Genomic DNA, 22,837 nt, shown 5'->3' with positions numbered 1-22,837 from the left:
AGACAAATTATCAACACCAAGCTGGATTCCCTCTCTACTGTGTTTCCTGCTTAGCATCCGTGTGTGAAAATTTTGTCTGCAGCTGGGGTGGTAATTGTTTCAACACATGAGCGGGAGGAACTTTCAAATTGCCTACTGAAGGAAGCAGCCCATAATAATTGGGACACATATATTGAACTTGCCCATGGGGATTAATTTTATAAAAAACATAGCTGTAACTGCAATATTCAACTTGCTGAAAACTGGCAACTTGAAGGAGGGGGGTATTTTGTAACCGGTGCTCAATGAAAAAGGCATTGACCCATAAATTGGTAATTAATATTGCAGCGCCGGTTACTGCAATTGCCGCAGTAAACCCCGATGCATATCGATACAAGCTGTTTTTTGACTGGCTAAAAGAATAAAACAATAAATAAATAATACAAATCATCAATACAAGCAGGTTGAGCGAATAGATTGCCGCATGCTTGTAATTGAAATAGCTGCCTAATATTTCACCGCCTGCGGTTTGATATTCAAGCAACACAGCAAGAAGGCTTAGCCAGAGTGCGAGGGATATATAATTTTTGTGGCTTGATTTAAACCCATAAGCGAGCAATGCGAGACTGATAAGTGGAAAAATGAAATAGATGGAGTTCATCAATGAAATCATAGGTTTTATTCCTTAGACAGACAGCTTTGCCGCTGAATTTTCCTCAGCGAACCAGACGTCCATTAATATTGCTCTACCGCTTATGAAAGATCAAGTAAATAGATTAATCTTGTAACCTCCTGGATGATTGCTTTCTGGTTACAAATGAACCCTGGGGTCAGCCGTATAGGTATCTACAGCAAATGCATTAGCTATCGAATCCCCGCCGCTGCGACCGCGGGGATTCGACCGCATTTGTGTAGATAGCTATGGGTCCATGCCACGAGGATTCGACTGCAGCTTTTATCTCAATTCGTTCGGCCTGACAGGGCCCGCTTTAACGGAGCTACTCGCTGGATTCCCCTATACTTTGAGAGGAACCTTCCGGAATACGTTGGGGCAGATCTTTAATAATTAGAATGACAGCTTCTTTAGATGCAGCAACACCTTGATGGTAATTCGGGATTCTGAGGCTCAGCTGCTTCTGCGGAAATGCATGCAGCGCTTTGCTCATATAATAAAGAGGAAAGTGCAACACATTGATCGTATAAGTTTTTTCTTTGCTGGAGAATTTAGGCGGTTGATGCGATTCTAGTGTACCAATCCAAATGGGCTGTTTCATGAACTTGAGATGAAAGTTTGAACGCCACATCCTTAAAATCAGCATGGGTTTACGGCGTCCTGGTTTAAAAGTCATTACCAGAACAGGTTTGCGATTCAGATAAAGAGGGGCCATTAAGGGCATATCTGAGGAGTAATTTTTACTAAACCGCTTAAGTAATGCGTAAAACAGGGAGTCATTTTGTTTTCGCCAACCCTTGCGTATTAATTCTTCCTCCAAATGAGAAATTGAACCCGCGTACTGAATATTAAATAAAGCAATGGGTTTGCCGATTCGATTAGTCCGAAAGGCAGGCAAAAGGGGCGTTGCCTGATTCCACCACCGAGTATCAGTAAATACATATTGGGCGTAATAGGGTTGGTGGTTTTTAATTTCCTGATCATAAGAGAGAATTGTTCTCACTACAGTACCGGTGAGAATAATAACCAGCAGGAAATATCTTAGCCACAGTGGACTGATGATCAAAGAGGTTTTGCGCCGGTAAAGCAGCCAGTGAATCGTACTCAGGCCGAGACCTGCCATATAGGCTGAAAGAATGTCAGTCAGCCAGTGATCGCCCAAATAGATAGTGCCGAAGCCTGCCAGAATCAAAACTGAAATAGCAAGGCTGTTAAAAGTTCTTGTGATTCTGTTTTTATTCAGGTCATTACTGAAATACATCAGCATGGTATATTGCGCAGTTGCAAAGCTTAGACCGATGGAGGGGTAGGAGTTGCCGCTCTGGATATTTAAAAGCCCCTCTGGTCGCGCATTCGGGATTAACCAGTGGAGAAACAACATTAATAGTGCACAACTTAAGTGCAGGTTTATCCAGTAAGCGGCCTGCCGCCAATTCTGTTGCCAGGCATAAATACAGAATACCCCAAGGCATACTGCAAACAAATTGATGGGGCTGATTACGGATACAAGGATAATAAAAAAGCTGTCAAAAGAAATTCCACGCAGGCTTTGTAGAAAAAGGTGAACAGGCTGATTCAGCAGGAAAAGCCCCCTTTGTTCATAGACCATAAAGGAAATGATTAACAGGCACATCAAACAGACCAGAAAAATCAGGCATAAACCAGCCGTTTGGTAGTGATTACTTTCATTAGCAGGAGTTAGTTTTGAGATGACAGAGGCCAAATGAGGATGGCGGCTGGACCAGGCCCAGAAATCATGAAGACTTGTTCGTAGCAATCGATTGATTCTGACAATTATCCATTTGAGGACAATACTGGATAACCAGATTAGACCAAGCAGTAATAATACGACTACAAAAAGACGCGCTGCGCTTTCAGGTGATAGTTCAGAGCTGGCTGCGCCGATTAATACACCCGGTAAAACATAGAGCAGCGACCAGCCAATGGCCGAAAAAAAGTTGGCAATAAAAAAGCGCCATTGGCTCATTCCCATCATTCCGGCAATAACCGGTATTATTGAGCGAAGAGGGCCAACAAAACGACCAACCAGAACGCTTTTACCGCCATGACGTTTAAAATAGTCTTTTCCATAGGTTAACAGGTTAGGGTATCGTTTGAAGGGCCAGATGGAGATGATTCTGTCCCTGAATGTGTATCCAATGAGATAGCTCATGCTGTCACCCGCAATTGCGCCCAGGGTGGCAGCTATTAACGTGAGATCAACCCGCATAACGCCGGAGCCGGCGAGAATGCCAATTGCGGTCATTGTTATTGAGCCCGGGATGATACTGCCTACAATAGCCAGAGACTCAGAGAATGAAATCAGGAAGGTAATAAACAATGCCCAGTGTGGATTGAACTGCAACCATGAAATCAGAGGCTCGATGTAAGTGGAAAATAATTGCATGCTTAATCAGTTTTAAATTGCTCTAAAAAAAGCGTTCCCAGCTTTTGCTGCACCTCAGCTAATTCAATTCCCGGGATGTAGTCATTAATTTGAGTCATCTCCAGTTGACTAAAGCCGCAGGGATTGATTCCCTTAAATGGTTTTAAATCCATATTCACATTGAGTGCAATTCCATGATAGGTATAACCATTCTTCACCCGTAATCCGATAGATGCAATCTTTTTTTCATTTAAATACACACCTGGCGCCCCGCAGCGGGTAACTGCCTGTAACTGATAATTGCCCAGCAACGTAATTAAGAGGGCTTCTAACTTGCAAACCAGTGTACGAATACCAATATGCCGGCGTTTTAAATCAATTAATACATAGGCGACTAATTGCCCCGGACCATGATATGTGATTTGTCCGCCACGATCTGACTGGACAACCGGTATATTGGCTGGGTTAAGCAGATGCTCTGGCTTACCGGCTTGCCCCTGCGTATATACTGGATAATGTTCCAGTAACCAGCATTCATCGGGGGTCTTGGTTTCTCTGCTGAGGGTGAATTGCTTCATCTCATCCCACACCACCTGGTAAGTTTGTAATCCAAGATTGCGTATGATCATTTATAAAACCATTTTAATATCGGGATGACTGGTTAATTCCCGGTATAAATTATCCAGGGAAGGCTGATCATAAATAAAAACAGTGGCCGTAACGGCAACATAGTTACCGCGCTCGCTGTTTTTTGAGGAAATTTTGTGAGCGGGGGTTTGCGGATAATGTTTTAATACAATCTCAATAATTTCCTGGACAAAAAACTCAGTGTTATTTCCAATAATTTTTAATGGAAAATCACAGGGAAATTCAATCAGGCTCGGTTTATCATTCATAATTTCTAACCAATTCTTTATATCGGGTGTTAATTTGCTGCCAGTATTTACCCCCTTTGCCATCACCTATCTGCAATCGATTGACACGGGTGACCGGGTAGATTTCTTTAGTTGTACTGGTAATCCAAAGCTCGGATGCAGTGAAAACATCTTGTACAGGAATGGGTTCCTCAAGAACTTTCCATTTAAGGCTATGGATTAAGTTTAGCGTAATTTCACGGGTGATGCCGGGAAGGCAATAATGGGTCAGTGGAGGGGTACGAATGATATTATCCTTTCCGACCAGAAAAATATTACTGGCACTTCCTTCTGTAATAAATCCATCCCTGCATAAAATGCTTGTGTCTCCTCCCTGTCTTACTGCGTCATCATTAAGAAGCACATTAGCCAGCAATGCGGTGGTTTTTATATCGCATCGATGCCAGCGGTAGTCTTCAAGAATAACGGCATGTAAACCCTCAGCCGCTAAAGGACCGGGAAAGTTGTTATGAATAGTAAATGCGATTACCGTGGGCTGTAAGTCGGAGGGTATATCGTGTTTGCGCATCCCCTGATTTCCTCGGGTAACCTGGATATACAGCTGCATATCGCCGTTTCCATTCCGCTCAATTAACTTACTGAGAACATTCTCCCAGTCAACAGATGGGCTTGCAATTCTGGCTTGTTCAAGGCTTGACTGCAAACGCTTAAGATGCTGCTCAAGAAAAAAAGGACGTCCCGTGTAAACTGGAATTACCTCATAAACAGAATCGGCAAAAAGAAAGCCACGATCGAAGATTGAGATCTTCGCTTCATGGCTGGGAATCAATTGTCCATTCAGATAAACGAATTTATTCATCTTCACATATTATCCAAACCAGCGTTTGAACATCAAACGGACAGAATCTTTCATACGAGTAAATATGCCGCCTTTTTCAACTGGCTCTAATGCGTATACTGGATGAGTATCAATGGTTTTTTCATCAAATTGAACGACCAGTTCACCAATCTTGTCGCCCTTCTCAATAGGGGCCTGAAGATTTTCCGCAACGGTGGTTGTTATATTCAAACGTTGGTACTGGCCATTGGGGATAGTAATGTATTGATCTTGTAACAATCCTACGTTTAACTCGCTTGCGGCTCCTTTATATACAGGCACTTTGGTAATGCTCTGACCTGCTTTGTAAAGCGGATGGGTTTCAAAAAAGCGGAAGCCATAATTCAGAAGGCGTTCGCTATCATCTGCTCGTACTGCATCGCTGGGAGATCCCAGAACAACCGACAGGAGGCGCATGTTATCCCTTTTAGCAGATGAAACCAGACAAAACCCAGCATCGTTGGTATGTCCGGTTTTGACGCCATCGACCTGACTGTCTCGCCACAGGAGGCGGTTTCGGTTAGGTTGGCGAATACCGTTATAGGTAAACCATTTCTGGCTATACCAGTGATAATATTGAGGAAAGCTGTTAACCAGGGCTCGTCCCAATATGGCCAAATCTTTTGCTGTAGTGTATAAGTTTGGATCTGGCAAACCGGTACTGTCAGTGAAATGACTGTTGACCATACCCAGCTGTTGGGCTTGCTGGTTCATAATCTCTGCAAAACCCGGTTCGCTGCCACCGAGGTGCTCTGCCATGGCCACGCAGGCATCATTTCCTGAGTCAACGATGATACCTTTGAGAAGATCTTCAATGCTAACCATCTGACCTTCTTTGACAAACATTCTTGAGCCGCCTGTTTTCCAGGCATCACGGCTTATTCTCACATTGTCAGTTAAGTGAATCTGTCCATTATGCAAGGCATTTGAAATGACGAAAAGTGTCATCATTTTGGTAAGGCTGGCAGGAGGCAGCTTTTCTTCACTATTCTTTTCCGCGATGATTTTCCCACTGTTAACATCAATGAGGATATAAGCCTTTGCGTTCAGTGTAGGCGGGGAAGGAGTAATTAAAGGTTTGTTGGCAATGATTGGGCTTGGAACAGGATTATTAGGCAGCGCTGAGTCCGCATAAAATACAGGACTCTGGATTAGGAGAGAGGCAGCCAGGGCTACTTTTGAACAAATATGCAAACACTTCATTTTATTATTTTACTCGCTGTTTCAAAAATTTCAGTAGTCTAACACAGCATTACGCTGCCATCCAATTATAACTTAGTATTGAATCCCATTGAGATTCGTATTGTAAGCACATGTATCGCCAAATGAAATTTTTTCGTAGAATGATGAAGTATTTAATGTTTATGACCCGGCTAAAGTGAGAATTTATGCGTTGGATATGGTTAATGTCAGTAGTTTTGATTTCTGCTTGTCAGGAGCCTTTGAACACTATAAACCCGCCAGTACAGGAAGGGATTGGCCATAAAAACACGGCAAGCAAAAATAAATTATTATCTCGGCCCAAGCCGCAGCTGACACAGCAAAAAGACGGCGCGCCCGCAGGCGTCCCTCCTACACATTTTCAAAAAGTCAAACCTGTATACGAGCCGTTTAGCCGTTATGGTAACCCGGGTTCTTATGCCGTTAACGGGAGAAACTATGAGGTAATGCGCAGCGCCAGCGGCTATAAGACAAAAGGAATAGCGTCCTGGTATGGCACTAAGTTCCATAGCAGAAGAACTTCCAGCGGGGATGACTATGACATGTACGCCATGACTGCTGCCCACAAAACCTTACCGCTGCCAACCTATGTAAGGGTTAGAAATCTTGAGAATGGCCGTCAAGCCGTGGTGAAAGTGAATGACAGAGGTCCTTTCCACGACGATCGCGTCATCGATCTTTCCTATGCCGCGGCCAGTAAATTAGGCTTATTGCCCAAGGGGACCGCAGCGGTTGAGATTGAAGCCCTAACAGTGCGTGAGCCTGGCGGGCCTCATATTGCCTATTATTATGTTCAGGCCGGCGCTTTCAATTCGCAGCAGCTGGCTTCTATATTAAGAGAAAAGCTGGCAAGAATTACGCCCTCGCCAGTATTTATTGAAAAATATAAAGAACGGTTTTTGGTAAAGGTGGGCCCTTTTGCCGAGCGGAAAATGACAGATACGCTGAAGCAGCAGCTTGCCCGGCAGGGTGTTGAGGGCGCATTTGCTCTATTACAGTAGCTTCACTGCTAATTATTTGAATCGTCGATGATGACTCGAGTTCCTTTTCCACCGTCTTCGGCGACATCGACAAACTCCTCATTTAACCAGCGGGCATCCTCAGTGAACATTCTGACGCAGCCATGGCTGTCAGGATAGCCTGGGACTGTACTGCTGCCATGTAGTGCATAGCCTCGGAAGAAATGCATGCAGTAGGGCATCTCTGCGCCGCCATTATTACCGTCTGCGCGTCTGGGGAAGGCTGTGGAAATACAGTCAATGTCTTGCTTTCTGATAACCCGAAATGAACCGGTTGGAGTTGCGCAGCCACCGTAAACTCCGTGGCAATGGGGGTTTCCGGAAGAAATTGGTCCCCACCATAGCAGTTCGCCGTCTTCGTCGTAAGCTCCCCAGGCTAGTTTTTTCTGGCTGATATAAATTGTTTTTTCACCGTCCGATTCGATGTATCGAGGGAAGGGTGAAACATCATAAATAGTAATTCTATCCAGATTTTTAGGCACTGCGATTATCATTCCAGCCCGAAGCCGCACATTCATGCGATTAATGCGTCTCACCAGGTCTCGCGATTCCTCATTTGAAAATAGGCTTGACCAGCTCTCGCCGGGCTTTATTTTCATACAGAAATAGTCGGGATCATTACAAAGTGTTTCTCCAAATCGAGTCCCTGACCACGCCACAGGAAGGAGAGAAATCATTAATGTTATTATTTTGCACCATTTGCTCATGATTTTATCCCCAATTTATAAACTGGTTGATCTAGATAACGGCACAAGTGAAAAAAACTTTAAATTTTTTTGAAATCCAGACGCGTCTTTGCGAACGAAGTGAAGTTGATCCAGACCAATGCCTGAAGGAAGCTTCAATCTGATCACTTCGCCAGGGCTCGCAATGAGGGGTAACCATGGGATATCTGCTATGATTCAGCTTTTGGAATCTCCAGCCATGCCTGATGAATAACCGCCAGCAGCGAATTAGCCTGGCTCAACAGTTCGATATCATTATGCAAATTGGCTTTCAGCAAAATCTGCTGAACATACTCGTAAAGGCGGTCAAGATTAGCGGCAATATCTCCGCCTTGCTCATGGTCAAGACTAGTCCTCAACCCATCCACTATACTGATGGCCTTAGAAATATGCTCGCCTTTTTCCCGGATTTGCTGTCTTTGAATATAGCCTTGGGCCGAAGCAATATGAGAGCGTGCGCCTTGCAGAAGCAGGTTAATTAATTCATGGGGATTTGCTGATTCTATCCGGGTTTGCAGGTCAATAGACTTGTACTGATTGATTGCTTGTTCATACATGTTTTTCATAATTATCTCTTGTTCAAGGTCAACTGAGGCAAGTTTGCCAGTTGTTGACTGAGAAAGTTGCTGGTGCTCTGCATTTGCGACAATAAACCATCGAGCGCTGTGAATTGCTTTAAGTAGCGTTTACCAAGCTCCTGACTGCGATAATCCAATCGCTCACGATCTTCAGTCAGTTTTTCAATTTGCTGGTTCAAGCTGCTGCTGCGGTCAACCAGGGTACCTTTGTCATTTAAAAACTGATCAACGAGATTATTAAATTTGACAGCAAGGCCATCAGTGACTGTAACCGAGCCTCTTGCACCAACACCCCCTCCGGTAACATCAAGGGAAAGGTTCTTTAGCGTCCCGCTGCCTTTTAAAGTAACGCCATTAGAAGAGGTGGCAATCAGTCCGCCGATGGTGCCGCTCAAATTCACACCTGGGTTAAAACTGTCAATCGTCAGTGCATAGGTCCCGGCTTTTACATCTGCACCAATGTTATTAATTTTTACATTGCTATCAGATGCCTTGGCTGATTTGGCGAAAAAAGCACCGATGGCATCATAATTAATTTCAACTGCTTTTGCTAACTGGTCCTCGTTGATTTCAAGCAAGCCGCTTTTGGTTGTTTTAATTCCCATATCTGCCAAAGTTTTCAGGGGAGAAGAGATATCCTGGTTGACATCGCTCATCATGCTGGATAGGGCAAATTTAAGATTCCTTATTCCTGTATCACCTTGTAATGCCCCTGATTTTTTTGTGGCTGGATCATAACTGGTCAAATTATTGAGTGTGCCCATAGCATCATTAAATTGCTTGACAAACTCTCTGATAAGCGAAGTGGTTTGTGCTTCATTGGCTTCAACCCCAAGGCTTATTAAAGTTCCTGGCTGCGCTTTTTTTAAGTCCAGGGTCACCCCTGAAATTGCATTTTCAATTCGGTTGCTGTTTTCTGTGAGCAAGAGACCATTTATTTTAAATTGGCTGTCTTTTGCTTCGGCAGTTTGCGACATTGAATTAACAGCGCTTGTGGGATCATAAGCCAGGGTTGATAAACCGCTTCCGTTGGTATTATTGCCGTCGCTATCATTTACCGTAATACGCATTTCAAATGATTTGCCGGTTGCCGGGCTGCTTAAGGTCAGGCGGGAGCCCTGGCTGTCCTGTACAATAGCAGCTTGCACGCCGGAATCATTATTATTAATTGCATCACGAATCGCAAGGAGACTGTTCTGCCCCGGACCAATATCAATAACCAAAGGCGCTTTATCGCTGTTGACACTAAAGCTGCTCAGATCATTACTATAAGTTCCAAACTCAATCGTGAGTGTGCCTTGGCCAACCGGCGTTGAAGAATTGGTAAAGGCTGAGGAAGCAAGGTTCTGTTTGGCTGCTAACTGGATAATTTCAATGTCATAATGACCATCAATCGCATTGCTGCTGGTAGTGGCTTGCAAGGCATTGGAATCGCTGATCGAGGTTTTCAGTAAATTAAATTGTTTCAAATCACCCAATTTAATTAAGCTTACTTGTAATTTACTGAGCGTACTTTTAACTTGTCCAATCGCTGAGAGCTCAGTGATCAAACTGGCTTCACGCCTATCAATTCTGTCTTTTGCAGGCGTTATTTCTGCTTTAACCAATGCATCCACAATTGATTTAATGTCCAATCCAGAGCCTACGCCGGGCGAGCTTATTCCTGACACGTTAGAGTCCTTGTATTATCAGATTCTTCCATTGCAACTCAGTTATACTTTTTTATCAATAGAGCCGCTAATCATTTCATCGACTAAACTCAGCAATTTGAGATATTCATCGGGGGGCATCTTCCGAATCACTTTCTCCGATAGTTTTTCTGTCACGATGGTTTGAAGAACACCGGTTGCTTTGTCAACTGCCTGTTTACTATCTGCTGAGCTCAATGGCGTTAAGGATGGGACTTGAGAGTTATTTTTATTGTTCTCATGAAGTCCGCTTGATTCCTGCTCCAAAGAGTTTGACTTAATATTATTTAATTCAATTTTCATTTCGACCTCCCACTTAATCGAATACAGGAAGGATTCATTAAAACCTCCTGCTCTCACGGGAGAGCAGGAAGCTATTTATTATCTGCCAAGTAAAGACAGCACAGATTGAGGGAGGCTATTTGCCTGCGCCAACATTGCTGTTCCTGCTTGTTGCAAAATTTGAGCTCTGGTCAGATTGGCTGTTTCTGCAGCAAAATCCGCATCCTGAATTCGGCTTCGTGCGCCTGACAGGTTTTCAGCCACATTTGCCAGGTTTGCGATAGTTGATTCGAATCGATTTTGCAAAGCACCCATTGCCGCACGATTAGAGTTCACTGAACTTAAGGCTGAATCCAGTCTCAGGATGGCTGATTGCGCACCGGCTGCAGTACCGACATCGATACTGTCAACACCCAAAGAATCTTTGGCGATGGCAGCATTTAGGCCTAATGTGGCTACCGTTCCGCCGATTGCGATACTGCTGGTTGCACTGACAGTCAGAGTGCCGCGCAGGGTACCGTCAAATGCGCCGCCAGTTACTGTCAATCCGTCTGTACCTGCAGTAAAACCGGTACCGCTTTCAGTGATATCAATATTACGACCATCCGCAGCAGTCAAGGTCAGATCACCACCATTTAAACTGGCGATAACTCCAGTCTGGTTACTAACACCGTTAATCGCATCGCGAAGTGCAGTATTGGATAAGGCTGTAGCAACGTCCTGGTTAGTAAATACTGCGACCCCATTCACTGACAGATTATAAGTGTCGCCCGCCGTACCACCGATGGCACCAACAGTCTGAGTGCCTGTAGTATCAGCACTTACTGACAAACCGGCGATCCCGGCATCATTAATGGCTGCTGCTTTTGCATAGGCCGAAGTGGCATCCTGCTGTGCATTACCAGTGAAACCGGCACTGGAATTGATCGTCGTAGCAGCACCACCACCGATAGAAATAGTAATGTCGGTTGCGGCAGCGTTGGATACTTCAGTACCTGTTTGGGTAGCAATTCCACCAATTGACGAAGCCTTAATACTGCCGATGGCAAAATCAATGGTTTGATTGGCATTCGCCCCGACCTGGAAGCTGGCGGTGGAGAAAGAGCCATCTAGAATTCGCTGTCCATTGAACTCTGTATTTAAGGCAATCCGGTCTAACTCGCTTTGTAATTGAACCACTTCTTCCTGTATCGCTTGACGGTCACCTGAGTTGTTTGAGGAATTGGCTGATTGCAGGGACAGTTCTCGCATACGTTGTAAGATATTAGTCGTTTCCTGCATTGCTCCTTCTGCAGTTTGCGCCAATGATATACCATCGTTAGCGTTTCTTATGGCTACGTTCATACCTCTGATCTGTGACGTCATTCGTTCAGAAATAGCCAATCCAGCTGCATCGTCTTTAGCGCTATTAATGCGCAGACCAGATGAAAGACGCTGAATCGCAGTCTGCATGGCTTTTTGTGATCCATTCAAATTCCTTTGGGAATTTAAAGACATCACGTTGGTATTAATCACTTGAGTCATGACCAAAATCTCCTCGTACCTGAATCCCTGGATTGGGGATTATATTATTACCGGGAATTCGTACATGAATTACCGTACCCATCTCTGTTATCGGAAAATCCCGGAAAAACTTTAGGGATGCGTAGCACTTTAATTAAAAAAATGCGAGAAAAAATCGGAAAATTTATTTAAAATCTTCTTTGTGAAATAAAAATAAACAGTTTGTTAAGAATAATTTAGGTCGCGGTTTGTTTTTTTAATAAATAAAGCAATTAAAGTGAATAAAACAAGCCTGAAATGAAAAAATCGGGTTATACTATGGCGCGTCAAATTCAATCCACGGATTCTTATCTATGAGTTGGCTAAAAAAATTATTACCTTCAAAAGTCAGAACAGAAGCATCACAGAAAAAGGGCGTGCCTGAGGGCTTATGGGTTAAATGCCTGGGATGCAATTCAGTTCTTTATAGCACCGAACTAATAAAAAATCTTTCGGTATGCCCTACTTGCAATCACCATCACCGTCTGACTGCCCGGCAGCGCTTACAACAGTTTTTTGATGAGGGCAGTATGGAAGAAATTGCCAGTCATTTAGAGCCTATCGATCGATTAAAATTCAAAGATTCAAAAAAGTATAAAGATCGAATTACCCAAGCACAGAAAGCGACAGGGGAAAAAGAGGCGCTGCTTCTTGCCAAAGGGAATGTCATGGGACAGCCTGCTATTGTGAGTGCCTTTGAGTTTAATTTCATTGGCGGCTCCATGGGTGCAACAGTGGGTGAAAAGTTTGTCCGTGGGGTGCTGCTGGCAACCAAGGAAAAGAAGCCATACATCTGTTTCACTGCCAGTGGCGGGGCCAGAATGCAGGAGGGATTATTCTCATTAATGCAAATGGCAAAAACCTCGGCAGCGCTGGCTAAATTTTCCGAGACAAACCTGCCCTTTATTGTGGTACTGACTGATCCGACATTAGGAGGCGTTTCGGCCAGTTTTGCAAGCCTTGGGGATATCATTATCGCTGAGCCAAATGCGCTTATAGGCTTTGCCGGACCCAGGGTTATCGAGCAGACAGTGCGTCAGACCCTGCCGGAGGGATTCCAGCGCAGCGAGTTTTTACTTGAACATGGCCATATTGATATGGTGATTGATCGAAAGTTGCTTCGGCCAACTATCGCCGAGCTTATTGCAAAGCTATCACTGCGTAATCTTGATTAAGAATCATGCAAAGCGATAAGAAAACGCTGGGACAATGGCTAAGTGAATTAGAAAATCGCCACAGGAAGGAGATTCAATTAGGATTGTCCCGGGTCAAACTTATTGCTGAAACACTGGACTTGTTAAAACCAGCCAAGACTATTATTTCAGTGGCCGGTACCAATGGTAAAGGAAGCGCTGTCGCAACACTGGAAGAGTTATATACCTGCGCGGGGTTCCGGGTGGGTGCCTATACTTCTCCGCACCTGATCGCTTTTAATGAACGCATTCGCATTAATAAAAAGCCCATCGAGGATGAACCTTTAGCCAAATTATTTGAAATACTGGATGCAGCAGGGAAGGATTCTGGCCTGACTTTTTTTGAAATGGCAACACTTGCCGCCTTATTGCATTTCAAGGAACAAAATCTTGATGTAGCTATTCTGGAAGTCGGTTTGGGTGGAAGGCTGGATGCAACCAATATTATTGATAGTGATCTGGCGATAATTACTACTGTTGATTATGATCATCAGGAGTATCTGGGAACTACCCTTGAAGCAATCGGGACAGAAAAGGCGGGCATCCTTCGAAAGGGTAAACCGTTTATTGGTGCCTCAAGCAATTTACCGGCCTCCGTTTTAAAAAGGGCCAGGGAGTTGTCAAGCCCCTCATTAATTAATGGTACGAATTATTCATATACTTTGGCTGAAAGTAGTATTTCAATCAACTTCCAGGAAAAAATCCTCACCTTTCCCAGACCGCACTTACATCCAGACTCCACTTCAGCCTCAATAATTGCTGCATTAATTCTGAGTGACAAATTGCCCGTAAAAGAGGCAGATATCTGCTCTTCCATCGAAAAAGTGAATCTTCCTGCCCGTCTTCAAATGATCCGGCGGGGTGAAAAAACGCTGTTACTCGATGTTGCGCACAATCCGCAGTCTGCAAGATTTTTAGCAGAATTTGTGACTAGGCAAAAAATACATGGTAATATTCATGCGGTTTTTTCTGCTTTAAATGATAAAGACATAAAGGGAATAGTCGAACCACTTTTACCTTTGGTTAATTATTGGTATCCTGCAAGGCTTAATAGTAAGCGTGCCTGTATTGCGGAACAATTATTAAAAGAGCTGCCCACGAGTAATGAGCAAATGACAGGCTATTTTGATAGCCCTGAAGAGGCTTATAATGCTGCATTTCGGCAGGCAAAAGCAGGTGATTTAATTATTGCCTTCGGATCGTTTATTCTGGTAGGTGCTGTTTTGAATGCAGTATCTGAATCTTACCTGGAGGGGTTATATGACTTTAGTAATAGATGAGCGTATTAAGCACAGACTCATTGGACTTGCTGTAATTATCTCACTAGGAGCCATATTTGCTCCCGCTATTATGAAAAAATCCAGTCAGCATCTGGATGGGCCTTCGAGAATATCCATCAAGCTGCCCTCAAAACCAGCCTTGCCTCAGGTTTCTGCATCCGACGAAGAAACCATGTTCAAATCAGTGAAGGTCGCGCATGTAGATATTCCTACAGCCAATGAAGATTATCAGCCTTCGACTACTATTGCCAAAGCAGAGCCCTTAAGCCCGGTTAATGGCAGCAAGACAGCAGACTATGCGAATTCTGAAATTGATAATCCCGATGCGCTTAAAGAAACACGCGTCCAGGAAGAACTGGCAGAAGCAATAGCAAATCCTCCCGCCACAGCACTGGCCATCAACAATGTATCCTACTCTTCCCACGCCGCATCAAATGACGGGATAAAAAGGGTGGCAGAACAAAAAAAGCCTTTAGCCAGCATTCCAGCAGCTATTCCAGCCAAGCAATTAAGCAAAACCGTTGTTGTCAGCAAGGCAGCTCAGAAGTCAGTGGTCAGGCCAACTGCTAAAACTGCACAGGTTGCGAAATCGCCAGTTATGACAATACCGGCGGGCAAATCAGGCTATTCAGTTCAGGTTGCTCTGTTTGTCCAGCAGAAGAACGCAATAGCATTGGTTAACAAATTAAAAAGCAAGGGATTTCAGGCAACCTATAACAAAGTACAAGGTAAAAACGGTATCGCCTATAAAGTGTTAGTAGGGCAAATGGATCAAAAGGATCAAGCCCAAAAGCTTAAACTGCAGCTCGCTAGCGCGATGCAAATCAATGGATTTGTTGTACCTACAACAGGAATCAGCTAAACATGCAATGGTATTGGGTTGATATAGCAATCATTCTGATTATAGGTCTTTCAGTTATAACCGGTTTGTTCCGTGGTTTTCTGAAAGAGTTAATAGCGCTTTCGGTATGGATAATCGCTATCTGGCTGGCCTATAATTACTCATCCGTGCTTTATCCCTGGCTAGGGAACTACATTCAGGATCCGACAGTCAAAACCATCACGGCATTCATTATTGTTTTAACTGCCACCGTGATAATAGGCGGGATTATAAATGCGGTTCTGGGTTTTATATTAAAGCGTTCAGGTTTAAGCGGAACAGATCGCTTATTGGGTATGGGTTTTGGATTTATACGCGGTGTTTTTATTGTGTCCTTAATCATTGTAGTGATTCAAATGACCTCATTACCACAAGAAGAGTATGTTAGCCAATCGCGTTTATATTCAAAATTTACTCCGGTCGTAAATTGGATTTCAAGCAAAGTACCGGATCTGATTAATCAGGCAAAATCCCTGGACAAAACAAACAGTCTGGTCGACTTCCCTAGTGATTTCGAGCTATCTCAAGCCTGACTCTCACTTGCAAATCCCCGCTAATACACATTTCGAATCCCCGCGGCAACACTTACATCGAACCCCCGCGGCAACACTTACATCGAATCCCCACGGCAACACTTATATCGAATCCCCGCGGCTTCGACCGCGGGGCCCACACGAAGCCAATTTAATGTTAGGCACACATGTTTATGACTACCTGTTAAATCTTATTTTTTGGCGACATTGACACTTGTCTGAGGACCATGCATGGGCCCCGCGGTCGGTGCCGCGGGGATTCGGTGGTCGGTGCCGCGGGGATTCGGTGGTCGGTGCTGCGGGGATTCGATAAGTGTTGCCGCGGGGTATTCGGATGGTCTTCGCAGCCGCTGCAATTCGAAATCTTCCGTGAGGGATTCGATATGTCTATACTTTTATAAGTAATCAAAGGAGTTTGCCATGGATAGTAATGAAAACATACTTTCTCATATAAATAAGCTACAAAAGAGCTTCCAGGAACAAGTTGATCACTTGAGAAAAGATATTAAAGAGATTGATGAGCCTCAGTGTAAGGCATTGTTTGAGACCAGTGCGGAGGTTATATCAGGGTTAATTAAAGCCTTTGAGCATTATAAAAATAAATCAGAAGAAGCCTGGAAACACTAACTGTAAAGCTTATTTTCAGTGATATACATTAGCACTGCTTCAGGTATAGCCTCTGAGTTTTGTAATGAATTTCTACGAATTTCTGTAGAGGAAATTGGATAAGACCCTGCGTCAAAAAAATAAATGATGCCTTGTGCATTATTTTTTAAATCCTCTTCTCTATCTGTTACATGCCCTGAAAGCGTTTCCAGCACATTGTCTTCTACGGGTAGGCTAATATCTGGCCGCTTAATTACCAAAAGATTGGCCAGTTCCAAAATTCTTGTCCATCGATGCCAAAGTGGTAATTGATAGAAACTGTCCATTCCCATCAATAGAGTAATAGAAATGTCCATCCCCAGATCCTTGCGATAACTCTCCAGTGTAGTAACCATATAGGACGGGGATTGACGGCGAATTTCACAGTCATCAATTTCGAATCGGCAACCAGGATAGTCTGCCAGAGCCAGTTTAAGCATTTCAATTCGCTGCGTTGAATTGGCAGTTGCTTTTTCTTTATGCACAGGTAATTTGCAGGGTAAAAAAATAAAGCGCTGGAACCGAAAGTGCTTTTGAATATTTTCAGCTACATTTAAATGTCCTTGGTGTATCGGATCAAAGGTGCCGCCAAAAATTAATAAATTATCCAAGATACCCTGCCGTTTTTCCTGAGCATAATGCCAATGCAATTAATTCCATACTGCGCCAAATTTGGTTTGCCTGGTTGCCTGTTTTTATTTTTTTATCCAAGTGCTCGCATTGGGCTAATAACTGGATCAAAAAAGGCATTTCATAGCGCTTGATTGCATTTTGGTAAAGAGCAAACTTTGTTGACCAAATCTTGATTTGAGCGGCAGCATCACGAAATGAAAGATGCTGCATTTTATGTTTTAATTGAATCAATACACGAACTTCCTGGCTTAAAATCCACAGTATTAAACTCAGTTCGGTTTTGTTCTGACTCGCTTGCCTCAGAAGAAGCAGCGCTTTTGCCTGATTAGCCAATAAGCAGGCGTCTGCCAGCTCAAAGCTTGGAAATTCGCATTGATTATGCAGATGCTCTTCTACTTCTTCCCAGGTCAGCTGCTCATCCGGTTCTGCGATTAATTTAAGCTTTTCGATAACTTGAGAGCAGGCGAGTAAATTATTTTCATTATATTGGTAAATACCTGTGGGAATCGATTCATCGAAGCGAATTGAATGCAGTCTTAATTGGGAAGCGATCCATTCTTTACTGGTATTGGCATTCATTGGACTTGCGGCAATAATATGTACGGCTGGGTGACTGCTGATAAATTGCAACGCTTTCAAGCCAAGATTAGGGGCTCTAAGCACTAATAATGATTGGGCATTAGGCGAACCCAAATAAGCTTCCAGAAATTGCTTGCCCGCGGAATCCAGGGTTTTCTTATCATAGCGAGCATCAATAATCATCGTAGAGCTAAACAGTGAAAAGCTGGCGGCTTCCTCCTGAAGAATTGTCCAATCGGCTGCAGTACTGATATTCAGTATTTTAGTGTCATAATCGTCTTTATGAAGTCTGTGCCAGGTAGAAATAAGTACGCTGGCATAATGATCCACCTGGAATGTTTCCTGTCCTGTCAGGATATAGACGGAAAGAAAATGTTTGGGAGGTGGAAAATTCAGGTGGTTTAATTTGCTTAGCATGAAATTAGTTTAGCTTATGATTAATTCGATTCATAATTTGCATGGCGGCATCCCGCCTCATTTCACTGTAAATTAGTGTTTCTTCAGCATTTGAACCCAAAATTCTATTGTTATTCACTGTAAGTTGCCGGGTTACTGAAACCTGGTTGGAGGACATTAAGGGTTCACCATTTGTTTTAACCAGAGAATAGTGGACCGTGTAAATGAGCTGATATTGACGGGGCGTTGTGCTTGCCCCTACGCTCGTGATTTGCTCCTGAATACTATCTTTTTCTAGAATAAGCATAAAGGAAGAACCTTTTGCATTAGGCAGAACGCGTATTCCATAGGATTGAAGTTGATCCTTTAGTTGCAGATGCAAGTCAGGTTGTGCACCCTGGTTTATCAGTGCAACATTGTTAAACCAGGATGGAATGTCAAAGGACCCGCGCAATTTGAAACCACAGCCCGCCAGCAAGAATAATAATGGAATCAGAACGTAGCGTTTAAGCATTAGCTGACCACCAGATTAATCAACTGACGATGCGTGACAACAATTGCTTTCCTGACCGCTTTGCCTTCAATGAAGGCATGGGCTTCTTTCTTTGCGGTGTCTATCAGTTCCTGTTCAGGAGCATCACTTTGTGCAGTAAACTGCGCTCTTAATTTACCATTTACCTGAACAACGAAATCAACCTGATCTGTTTTTAATGCGCTCTTATCCACTTTAGGCCATGAGGCATCGATAATTGCTTTCTCATATCCAAGTTGTTGCCAGAGGTGATGGCAGATATGCGGTGTTATTGGTGCAAGCAAGCGCAATAGAATACTCATACTGGAGTGGATAAAGTATTTATCATGCTCAGTTTCAATTGAGTAATCGGATATTTCATTAAACAGCTTCATGCAGCCCGATACGACCGTATTAAACTGCTGTTTTTCATAATCATTGGACGCCTGAGCAAGAATCTGATTCACCGCCAGACGCGATTTTTTTAATCGGTTATCCGCTTGTTGCCAATCGACATTGCCATTTCCATTGCAGATCGCATTATTCACTTCAATAAATAGCTGATTGTTTTTGTGCGCAAAAGCCCAAATACGTTTTAAGAAGCGATGAGCACCCTCAACCGCTGTATCAGACCATTCCAGTGATTGCTCGGGCGGAGCGGCAAACATTACAAAAAGACGGGCCGTATCTGCGCCATATTTTTCAATCAAATGATTGGGGTCAACAACATTACCCAATGATTTTGACATTTTATGGCCGTCCTTCAGAACCATACCCTGGGTTAGCAGCGCTTTGAATGGCTCATCGGAATTAACCAGGCCTTCGTCACGCATTAGCTTATGAAAAAAACGGGCGTATAGCAGATGCATTACAGCGTGCTCAATACCACCGATATATTGATCAACGGGTGTCCAGTATTTGGCGCGATCATCAAGCATGGCATTGTCTTGCCCCTTGCAGGCAAAACGGGCGTAGTACCAGGAAGACTCAATGAATGTATCGAAAGTATCCGTTTCCCTGGTCGCATCTTGTCCGCACTTGGGGCATTGTGTATGTAAGAATTTGGCTGATTGCGCCAGGGGAGAGCCGCTTCCCGTAAATTCAATGTCATCCGGCAGGGTGACAGGCAAATCTTGCTCGGCCACTGGTACAATGCCGCATTCCTCACAGAAAATCATGGGAATGGGTGTTCCCCAGTAGCGTTGACGGGAAACACCCCAGTCCCGCAAACGGTAATTGACAGTAATTCTGCCCAATTCCCTGGTTTCAAGGTAATTGGCAATGGTGACGACAGCCTGAGATGAGCTGAGGCCGCTAAACTCCCCGGAGTTAATAAGCTCGCCTTCCTCTATAAAAGCCGATTTATTGTAGTCATGCCCAGTATTATCAATTGGTTTAATGACTTCTTTGACAGGCAAATTATATTTGTGGGCAAATTCCCAATCACGCTGATCATGGGCTGGAACTGCCATGACTGCGCCGGAGCCGTATTGCATTAATACAAAATTGGCGATCCAAACGGGGATGGATTCGCCGGTAATGGGGTGAGTAGCAGAAAAATGGGTTGCAATCCCTTTTTTCTCCATGGTGGCAAGATCAGCTTCTGCCATGCGAACACCCTGACAGCTTTGGATAAAATCACGAACAGCAGAATCATGATTAGCCGCTTCTTTAGCCAAGGGGTGGTCCGGTGCCACTGCAAGATAAGTGACCCCCATTAAGGTGTCAGGCCGAGTAGTATAAATTTTAAGTTTTTTAGGATAGTCGTTAACAATAAAGCCAATCTCGCAACCCTCAGAGCGGCCAATCCAGTTGCGCTGCATTTGCTTGACCTGTGCAGGCCATTCCTCAAGGCTGTCTAAATCCTTAAGCAGTTCATCGGCATATGCGGTGATTTTAATGAACCATTGCGAAATCTCGCGCCGTTCAACCAGGGCACCCGAACGCCAGCCGCGTCCATCCACGACCTGCTCATTAGCAAGAACGGTTTGATCGACAGGATCCCAGTTAACAATGGCATTTTTTTTATAAACCAGGCCTTTTTCATAAAGCTTTATGAAAAACCATTGTTCCCAACGGTAGTAGTCCGGATCACAGGTTGCAATTTCGCGTTTCCAGTCATAGGCATTACCTAGACGCAAGAACTGCTCTTTCATGGAGGCAATATTCTTTTTGGTCCACTCTGCAGGATGGATCCCATGTTTTATCGCTGCATTTTCAGCAGGCAGGCCAAATGCATCCCAGCCAATTGGCTGCAGGACATTTTTGCCCAATGCGCGCTGATATCTGGCGATTACATCACCAAGAGTATAATTCCTGACATGCCCCATATGGAGCGTTCCGCTTGGGTAGGGGAACATGGACAGACAATAGAACTTTTCTTTGTTTAAGTCCTCAGTCACATTGAAGCATTGCTTCTTATGCCAATACTGCTGCGCCTGTTCTTCTACTTCTTGTGGTTTATAACTAATATCCATAGTCACTACATTAGATTTACTCAAGCTGCTTAGGATACCCCCTCTTGTGCTTAGCAGCAATAGTTTACTGATGCTGTTTCTTAGGAAATCCTTTTATCAAAGCCCAGAGAAAAATACAGAAAGAGAGAATCAGTATCGGCCAGTCGCCAAACAGAACCCAGGGGGTGCTGCCGCTTGCAGGAAAGATGGATGCTTTAAGCAAGCCGGCATTAAATGCCGGGAGTGAAGCGATTATATCTCCTCGGGTATTAATTACTGAGGAAAGGCCATCATTATTGGATACTACCTGATACCGCCCAGTTTGCAGGGAGCGGACCTGGGCAATCTGCTGCTGCTGATACATAGCCAGCGAATGGCCAAACCAGCCGTCATCACTGATTGAAACAATCCATTCAGCACGTGGGAATTGCTTGCGCAGCAATTCCCCATACGCCAGTTCATAGCATATCAGTGTAGCGACAGGATGTTTATGCACCTTAATCAGCGACTGCGAATCTTTTCCTGCTTTCAAATTGGCATCCGGGATCTGCAGCCAGTTCATCAGCGGTTGAAAAACACCGGGTATGTATTCGCCAAATGGCACCAAATGCTGTTTTAAATAAAACCCTTTGGCTTCTCCGAGGCTGATAAGCGCATTAAAATATACGTCAGCATCAAGCGTTATGGGCTCCGGGATACCCAGAAGAATACCAGTCCCGGCTTTTTTGGCTTTTTCCCGTAAGTCTTCCAGAAAATCACTAATGTAAGAAGAGGGCAGCGGAATCGCAGATTCAGGCATAACAATAAGCTGAGTACCCAGCAGACTGATTATATCCTGTTGATATCGATCCAGGAGTCTCCAAAAGAGGCTTTCGTCCCATTTGTCCCGCATCGACAGATTGGCCTGAATCACTCCGATTGAAACTGGCGTTTTTCCAATTTCAACCCATTGTATTGGTTTTAATGCGAGAGGGGCCAGAATAATAAAGACAAATAGAGCGAGTTGAAGAAATTGCTTCCTTCGATCAGACCAGAATGCATTGACCAGGACTGTGGCTGCAAAAACAGTTAAAAAACTGGCTCCGTAAACGCCTAACACCGGTAAAATATATTTAACCGGTGCATCAAACTGGCCAAAACCAAGTAATAACCAGGGAAAACCGCTCAGAAGAGTGGCGCGTAAAAACTCTCCGATGACCCAGAGTGAACTAAAAAGAAACCCGGCAGCCAATCCAGGACGCCGTGGAGAAAGGTAAGTAAAGGCAAGTGCTGCAAGTGCCGGGAAAGATGAAAGATAGAGAGTAAAAAGCAGGGTGATAAAAGCGGATATCAGAGGGTTCAAATGGCCATATTCATTGATGCTGACATAAATCCAGGACACCCCCAGTCCGAAAAACCCCAATCCAAAAAACAGGCCGCGAAGGAAGCTGGAGCCTTTGGAGTGAACACAAAGTCCATGATAAAACAGGGCAATACCCAGAATAGCCATTCCAGGAATATGGAAGGGTGCAAAACCAAGAGGTAATAGCAAACCATATATAAGAAACTGTAAATAATGCTTCCAGGTCATTTTTTTTGCTTTAATCTGCAATTGCTTTACAGTTGTGGCTTATCCGAGTATCAGCAATAGCTAGAAATAGTATTTGGCGTTAAATTCTGAATGAGGTGATTTATACAGAGATATTGGCCGTTAAGCAAGCTCATCATGATTGACGGCAGGCCGGACAGGCAGCAGACAGAAAAACATAGCTAAAAATAATTTGAGTAAATGACACGCAGTTTAAGATGAACCGTCTATACTTGTCTTGTTTTTGATCATTATATCCGGGTTGTTATTACTACATAAAAATCGTTTTTCAAAGGTATGCAAATTGGTTTTATTTGTG

Annotated in this window: 22 protein-coding genes; 6 read left to right on the top strand and 16 right to left on the bottom strand. The window is 43.9% G+C overall.

From position 1 onward, the window contains the following. Positions 1-34 precede the first annotated feature (34 nt). The 6 genes from DYH42_RS07925 to DYH42_RS07900 all read right to left on the bottom strand — a co-directional run bounded on the left by DYH42_RS07925 (position 35) and on the right by DYH42_RS07900 (position 5,993). Positions 35-652 (bottom strand): type I secretion system protein LssZ, encoded by a 618-nt coding sequence (locus tag DYH42_RS07925; protein WP_065232784.1) that lies wholly within the window; start codon positions 650-652, stop codon positions 35-37. A gap of 325 nt (positions 653-977) precedes the next feature. Further along, the gene (locus DYH42_RS07920; RefSeq protein WP_058522709.1) at positions 978-3,059 is read right to left on the bottom strand and encodes a bifunctional DedA family/phosphatase PAP2 family protein; all 2,082 of its coding nucleotides are present in this window, start codon (positions 3,057-3,059) and stop codon (positions 978-980) included. A 2-nt stretch (positions 3,060-3,061) separates the two neighbouring features. Continuing rightward, positions 3,062-3,667, bottom strand: a complete 606-nt coding sequence (gene lipB, locus DYH42_RS07915) for a lipoyl(octanoyl) transferase LipB (protein WP_058522710.1) — start codon at positions 3,665-3,667, stop codon at positions 3,062-3,064. Then, positions 3,668-3,934: an HP0495 family protein gene (locus DYH42_RS07910; RefSeq protein ID WP_058522711.1), complete on the bottom strand. Its 267-nt coding sequence runs from the start codon at positions 3,932-3,934 to the stop codon at positions 3,668-3,670. After that, positions 3,927-4,772 (bottom strand): D-amino acid aminotransferase, encoded by an 846-nt coding sequence (locus DYH42_RS07905; protein WP_058522712.1) that lies wholly within the window; start codon positions 4,770-4,772, stop codon positions 3,927-3,929. Before DYH42_RS07905 ends, DYH42_RS07910 begins: the two co-directional genes overlap by 8 nt. 9 nt (positions 4,773-4,781) lie before the next feature. Continuing rightward, on the bottom strand, positions 4,782-5,993 hold the full coding sequence (locus tag DYH42_RS07900) for a D-alanyl-D-alanine carboxypeptidase family protein (RefSeq protein WP_058522713.1): 1,212 nt from the start codon (positions 5,991-5,993) through the stop codon (positions 4,782-4,784). A gap of 203 nt (positions 5,994-6,196) precedes the next feature. Here DYH42_RS07900 and DYH42_RS07895 point away from each other — a divergent pair, with 203 nt between their 5' ends. Beyond that, a complete protein-coding gene (locus DYH42_RS07895) occupies positions 6,197-7,012 on the top strand; it encodes a septal ring lytic transglycosylase RlpA family protein (protein WP_272946863.1) in 816 nt (271 codons plus the stop codon). An 8-nt stretch (positions 7,013-7,020) separates the two neighbouring features. Here DYH42_RS07895 and DYH42_RS07890 read toward each other — a convergent pair whose 3' ends face one another. The 5 genes from DYH42_RS07890 to DYH42_RS07870 all read right to left on the bottom strand — a co-directional run bounded on the left by DYH42_RS07890 (position 7,021) and on the right by DYH42_RS07870 (position 11,827). Next, a complete protein-coding gene (locus tag DYH42_RS07890; protein WP_237758963.1) occupies positions 7,021-7,707 on the bottom strand; it encodes a L,D-transpeptidase in 687 nt (228 codons plus the stop codon). A gap of 218 nt (positions 7,708-7,925) precedes the next feature. Beyond that, complete coding sequence (fliS, locus tag DYH42_RS07885) at positions 7,926-8,321, bottom strand: flagellar export chaperone FliS (RefSeq protein WP_058522716.1); 396 nt, start codon at positions 8,319-8,321, stop codon at positions 7,926-7,928. A gap of 2 nt (positions 8,322-8,323) precedes the next feature. Continuing rightward, entirely contained in the window at positions 8,324-10,003 is a 1,680-nt protein-coding gene (gene fliD, locus DYH42_RS07880; RefSeq protein WP_058522717.1) for a flagellar filament capping protein FliD, read from the bottom strand. A 42-nt stretch (positions 10,004-10,045) separates the two neighbouring features. Next, positions 10,046-10,324 carry a hypothetical protein gene (locus DYH42_RS07875; RefSeq protein WP_058522718.1) on the bottom strand — a complete coding sequence of 93 codons (279 nt, stop codon included), beginning with the start codon at positions 10,322-10,324 and terminating at the stop codon, positions 10,046-10,048. 78 nt (positions 10,325-10,402) lie between these two features. Next, on the bottom strand, positions 10,403-11,827 hold the full coding sequence (locus tag DYH42_RS07870) for a flagellin N-terminal helical domain-containing protein (protein WP_058522719.1): 1,425 nt from the start codon (positions 11,825-11,827) through the stop codon (positions 10,403-10,405). Positions 11,828-12,159: 332 nt separating this feature from the next. Here DYH42_RS07870 and accD point away from each other — a divergent pair, with 332 nt between their 5' ends. From accD to DYH42_RS07845, 5 genes are all read left to right on the top strand, one after another. Then, positions 12,160-13,020: an acetyl-CoA carboxylase, carboxyltransferase subunit beta gene (gene accD, locus DYH42_RS07865; RefSeq protein ID WP_058522720.1), complete on the top strand. Its 861-nt coding sequence runs from the start codon at positions 12,160-12,162 to the stop codon at positions 13,018-13,020. A 5-nt stretch (positions 13,021-13,025) separates the two neighbouring features. After that, complete coding sequence (locus DYH42_RS07860; RefSeq protein ID WP_058522721.1) at positions 13,026-14,318, top strand: bifunctional folylpolyglutamate synthase/dihydrofolate synthase; 1,293 nt, start codon at positions 13,026-13,028, stop codon at positions 14,316-14,318. Then, the gene (locus DYH42_RS07855; protein ID WP_058522722.1) at positions 14,299-15,180 is read left to right on the top strand and encodes an SPOR domain-containing protein; all 882 of its coding nucleotides are present in this window, start codon (positions 14,299-14,301) and stop codon (positions 15,178-15,180) included. Before DYH42_RS07860 ends, DYH42_RS07855 begins: the two co-directional genes overlap by 20 nt. Positions 15,181-15,182: 2 nt before the next feature. Further along, positions 15,183-15,731 carry a CvpA family protein gene (locus DYH42_RS07850; protein WP_058522723.1) on the top strand — a complete coding sequence of 183 codons (549 nt, stop codon included), beginning with the start codon at positions 15,183-15,185 and terminating at the stop codon, positions 15,729-15,731. Positions 15,732-16,151: 420 nt separating this feature from the next. Continuing rightward, the gene (locus DYH42_RS07845) at positions 16,152-16,358 is read left to right on the top strand and encodes a hypothetical protein (RefSeq protein ID WP_058522724.1); all 207 of its coding nucleotides are present in this window, start codon (positions 16,152-16,154) and stop codon (positions 16,356-16,358) included. Here the strand turns inward: DYH42_RS07845 and nadD are convergent. The 5 genes from nadD to lnt form a co-directional block, all read right to left on the bottom strand. After that, positions 16,355-16,987 carry a nicotinate-nucleotide adenylyltransferase gene (nadD, locus tag DYH42_RS07840; RefSeq protein WP_058522725.1) on the bottom strand — a complete coding sequence of 211 codons (633 nt, stop codon included), beginning with the start codon at positions 16,985-16,987 and terminating at the stop codon, positions 16,355-16,357. The genes DYH42_RS07845 and nadD overlap by 4 nt on opposite strands. Further along, complete coding sequence (holA, locus tag DYH42_RS07835) at positions 16,980-18,005, bottom strand: DNA polymerase III subunit delta (protein WP_058522726.1); 1,026 nt, start codon at positions 18,003-18,005, stop codon at positions 16,980-16,982. The genes nadD and holA overlap by 8 nt, the downstream gene beginning before the upstream one ends. A gap of 4 nt (positions 18,006-18,009) precedes the next feature. Continuing rightward, positions 18,010-18,498: an LPS-assembly lipoprotein LptE gene (locus DYH42_RS07830; protein ID WP_058522727.1), complete on the bottom strand. Its 489-nt coding sequence runs from the start codon at positions 18,496-18,498 to the stop codon at positions 18,010-18,012. Next, a complete protein-coding gene (gene leuS / locus DYH42_RS07825; protein WP_058522728.1) occupies positions 18,498-20,972 on the bottom strand; it encodes a leucine--tRNA ligase in 2,475 nt (824 codons plus the stop codon). Before leuS ends, DYH42_RS07830 begins: the two co-directional genes overlap by 1 nt. 64 nt (positions 20,973-21,036) lie before the next feature. Further along, positions 21,037-22,521 carry an apolipoprotein N-acyltransferase gene (lnt, locus tag DYH42_RS07820; protein WP_058522729.1) on the bottom strand — a complete coding sequence of 495 codons (1,485 nt, stop codon included), beginning with the start codon at positions 22,519-22,521 and terminating at the stop codon, positions 21,037-21,039. Positions 22,522-22,837 lie beyond the last annotated feature (316 nt).

It is taken from the genome of Legionella birminghamensis, from assembly GCF_900452515.1.
In the GTDB taxonomy this organism is placed as follows: Bacteria; Pseudomonadota; Gammaproteobacteria; order Legionellales; family Legionellaceae; genus Legionella_C; species Legionella_C birminghamensis.
Note: the sequence above shows the minus strand (reverse complement) of the source record. Positions and strands in the feature narration are given on the sequence as shown.

Excerpts from the sequence above, each read along its gene's own strand:
- DYH42_RS07920 (WP_058522709.1), bottom strand. The coding sequence starts at position 3,059 with ATGCAATTATTTTCCACTTACATCGAGCCTCTGATTTCATGGTTGCAG.
- holA (WP_058522726.1), bottom strand. The coding sequence starts at position 18,005 with ATGCTAAGCAAATTAAACCACCTGAATTTTCCACCTCCCAAACATTTT.
- leuS (WP_058522728.1), bottom strand. The coding sequence starts at position 20,972 with ATGGATATTAGTTATAAACCACAAGAAGTAGAAGAACAGGCGCAGCAG.
- DYH42_RS07870 (WP_058522719.1), bottom strand. The coding sequence starts at position 11,827 with ATGACTCAAGTGATTAATACCAACGTGATGTCTTTAAATTCCCAAAGG.
- DYH42_RS07925 (WP_065232784.1), bottom strand. The coding sequence starts at position 652 with ATGATTTCATTGATGAACTCCATCTATTTCATTTTTCCACTTATCAGT.
- DYH42_RS07910 (WP_058522711.1), bottom strand. The coding sequence starts at position 3,934 with ATGAATGATAAACCGAGCCTGATTGAATTTCCCTGTGATTTTCCATTA.
- fliS (WP_058522716.1), bottom strand. The coding sequence starts at position 8,321 with ATGAAAAACATGTATGAACAAGCAATCAATCAGTACAAGTCTATTGAC.
- DYH42_RS07860 (WP_058522721.1), top strand. The coding sequence starts at position 13,026 with ATGCAAAGCGATAAGAAAACGCTGGGACAATGGCTAAGTGAATTAGAA.
- lipB (WP_058522710.1), bottom strand. The coding sequence starts at position 3,667 with ATGATCATACGCAATCTTGGATTACAAACTTACCAGGTGGTGTGGGAT.
- DYH42_RS07895 (WP_272946863.1), top strand. The coding sequence starts at position 6,197 with ATGTCAGTAGTTTTGATTTCTGCTTGTCAGGAGCCTTTGAACACTATA.
- DYH42_RS07900 (WP_058522713.1), bottom strand. The coding sequence starts at position 5,993 with ATGAAGTGTTTGCATATTTGTTCAAAAGTAGCCCTGGCTGCCTCTCTC.
- DYH42_RS07855 (WP_058522722.1), top strand. The coding sequence starts at position 14,299 with ATGACTTTAGTAATAGATGAGCGTATTAAGCACAGACTCATTGGACTT.
- DYH42_RS07905 (WP_058522712.1), bottom strand. The coding sequence starts at position 4,772 with ATGAATAAATTCGTTTATCTGAATGGACAATTGATTCCCAGCCATGAA.
- DYH42_RS07830 (WP_058522727.1), bottom strand. The coding sequence starts at position 18,498 with ATGCTTAAACGCTACGTTCTGATTCCATTATTATTCTTGCTGGCGGGC.
- lnt (WP_058522729.1), bottom strand. The coding sequence starts at position 22,521 with ATGACCTGGAAGCATTATTTACAGTTTCTTATATATGGTTTGCTATTA.
- DYH42_RS07875 (WP_058522718.1), bottom strand. The coding sequence starts at position 10,324 with ATGAAAATTGAATTAAATAATATTAAGTCAAACTCTTTGGAGCAGGAA.
- DYH42_RS07850 (WP_058522723.1), top strand. The coding sequence starts at position 15,183 with ATGCAATGGTATTGGGTTGATATAGCAATCATTCTGATTATAGGTCTT.
- DYH42_RS07845 (WP_058522724.1), top strand. The coding sequence starts at position 16,152 with ATGGATAGTAATGAAAACATACTTTCTCATATAAATAAGCTACAAAAG.
- accD (WP_058522720.1), top strand. The coding sequence starts at position 12,160 with ATGAGTTGGCTAAAAAAATTATTACCTTCAAAAGTCAGAACAGAAGCA.
- DYH42_RS07890 (WP_237758963.1), bottom strand. The coding sequence starts at position 7,707 with ATGATTTCTCTCCTTCCTGTGGCGTGGTCAGGGACTCGATTTGGAGAA.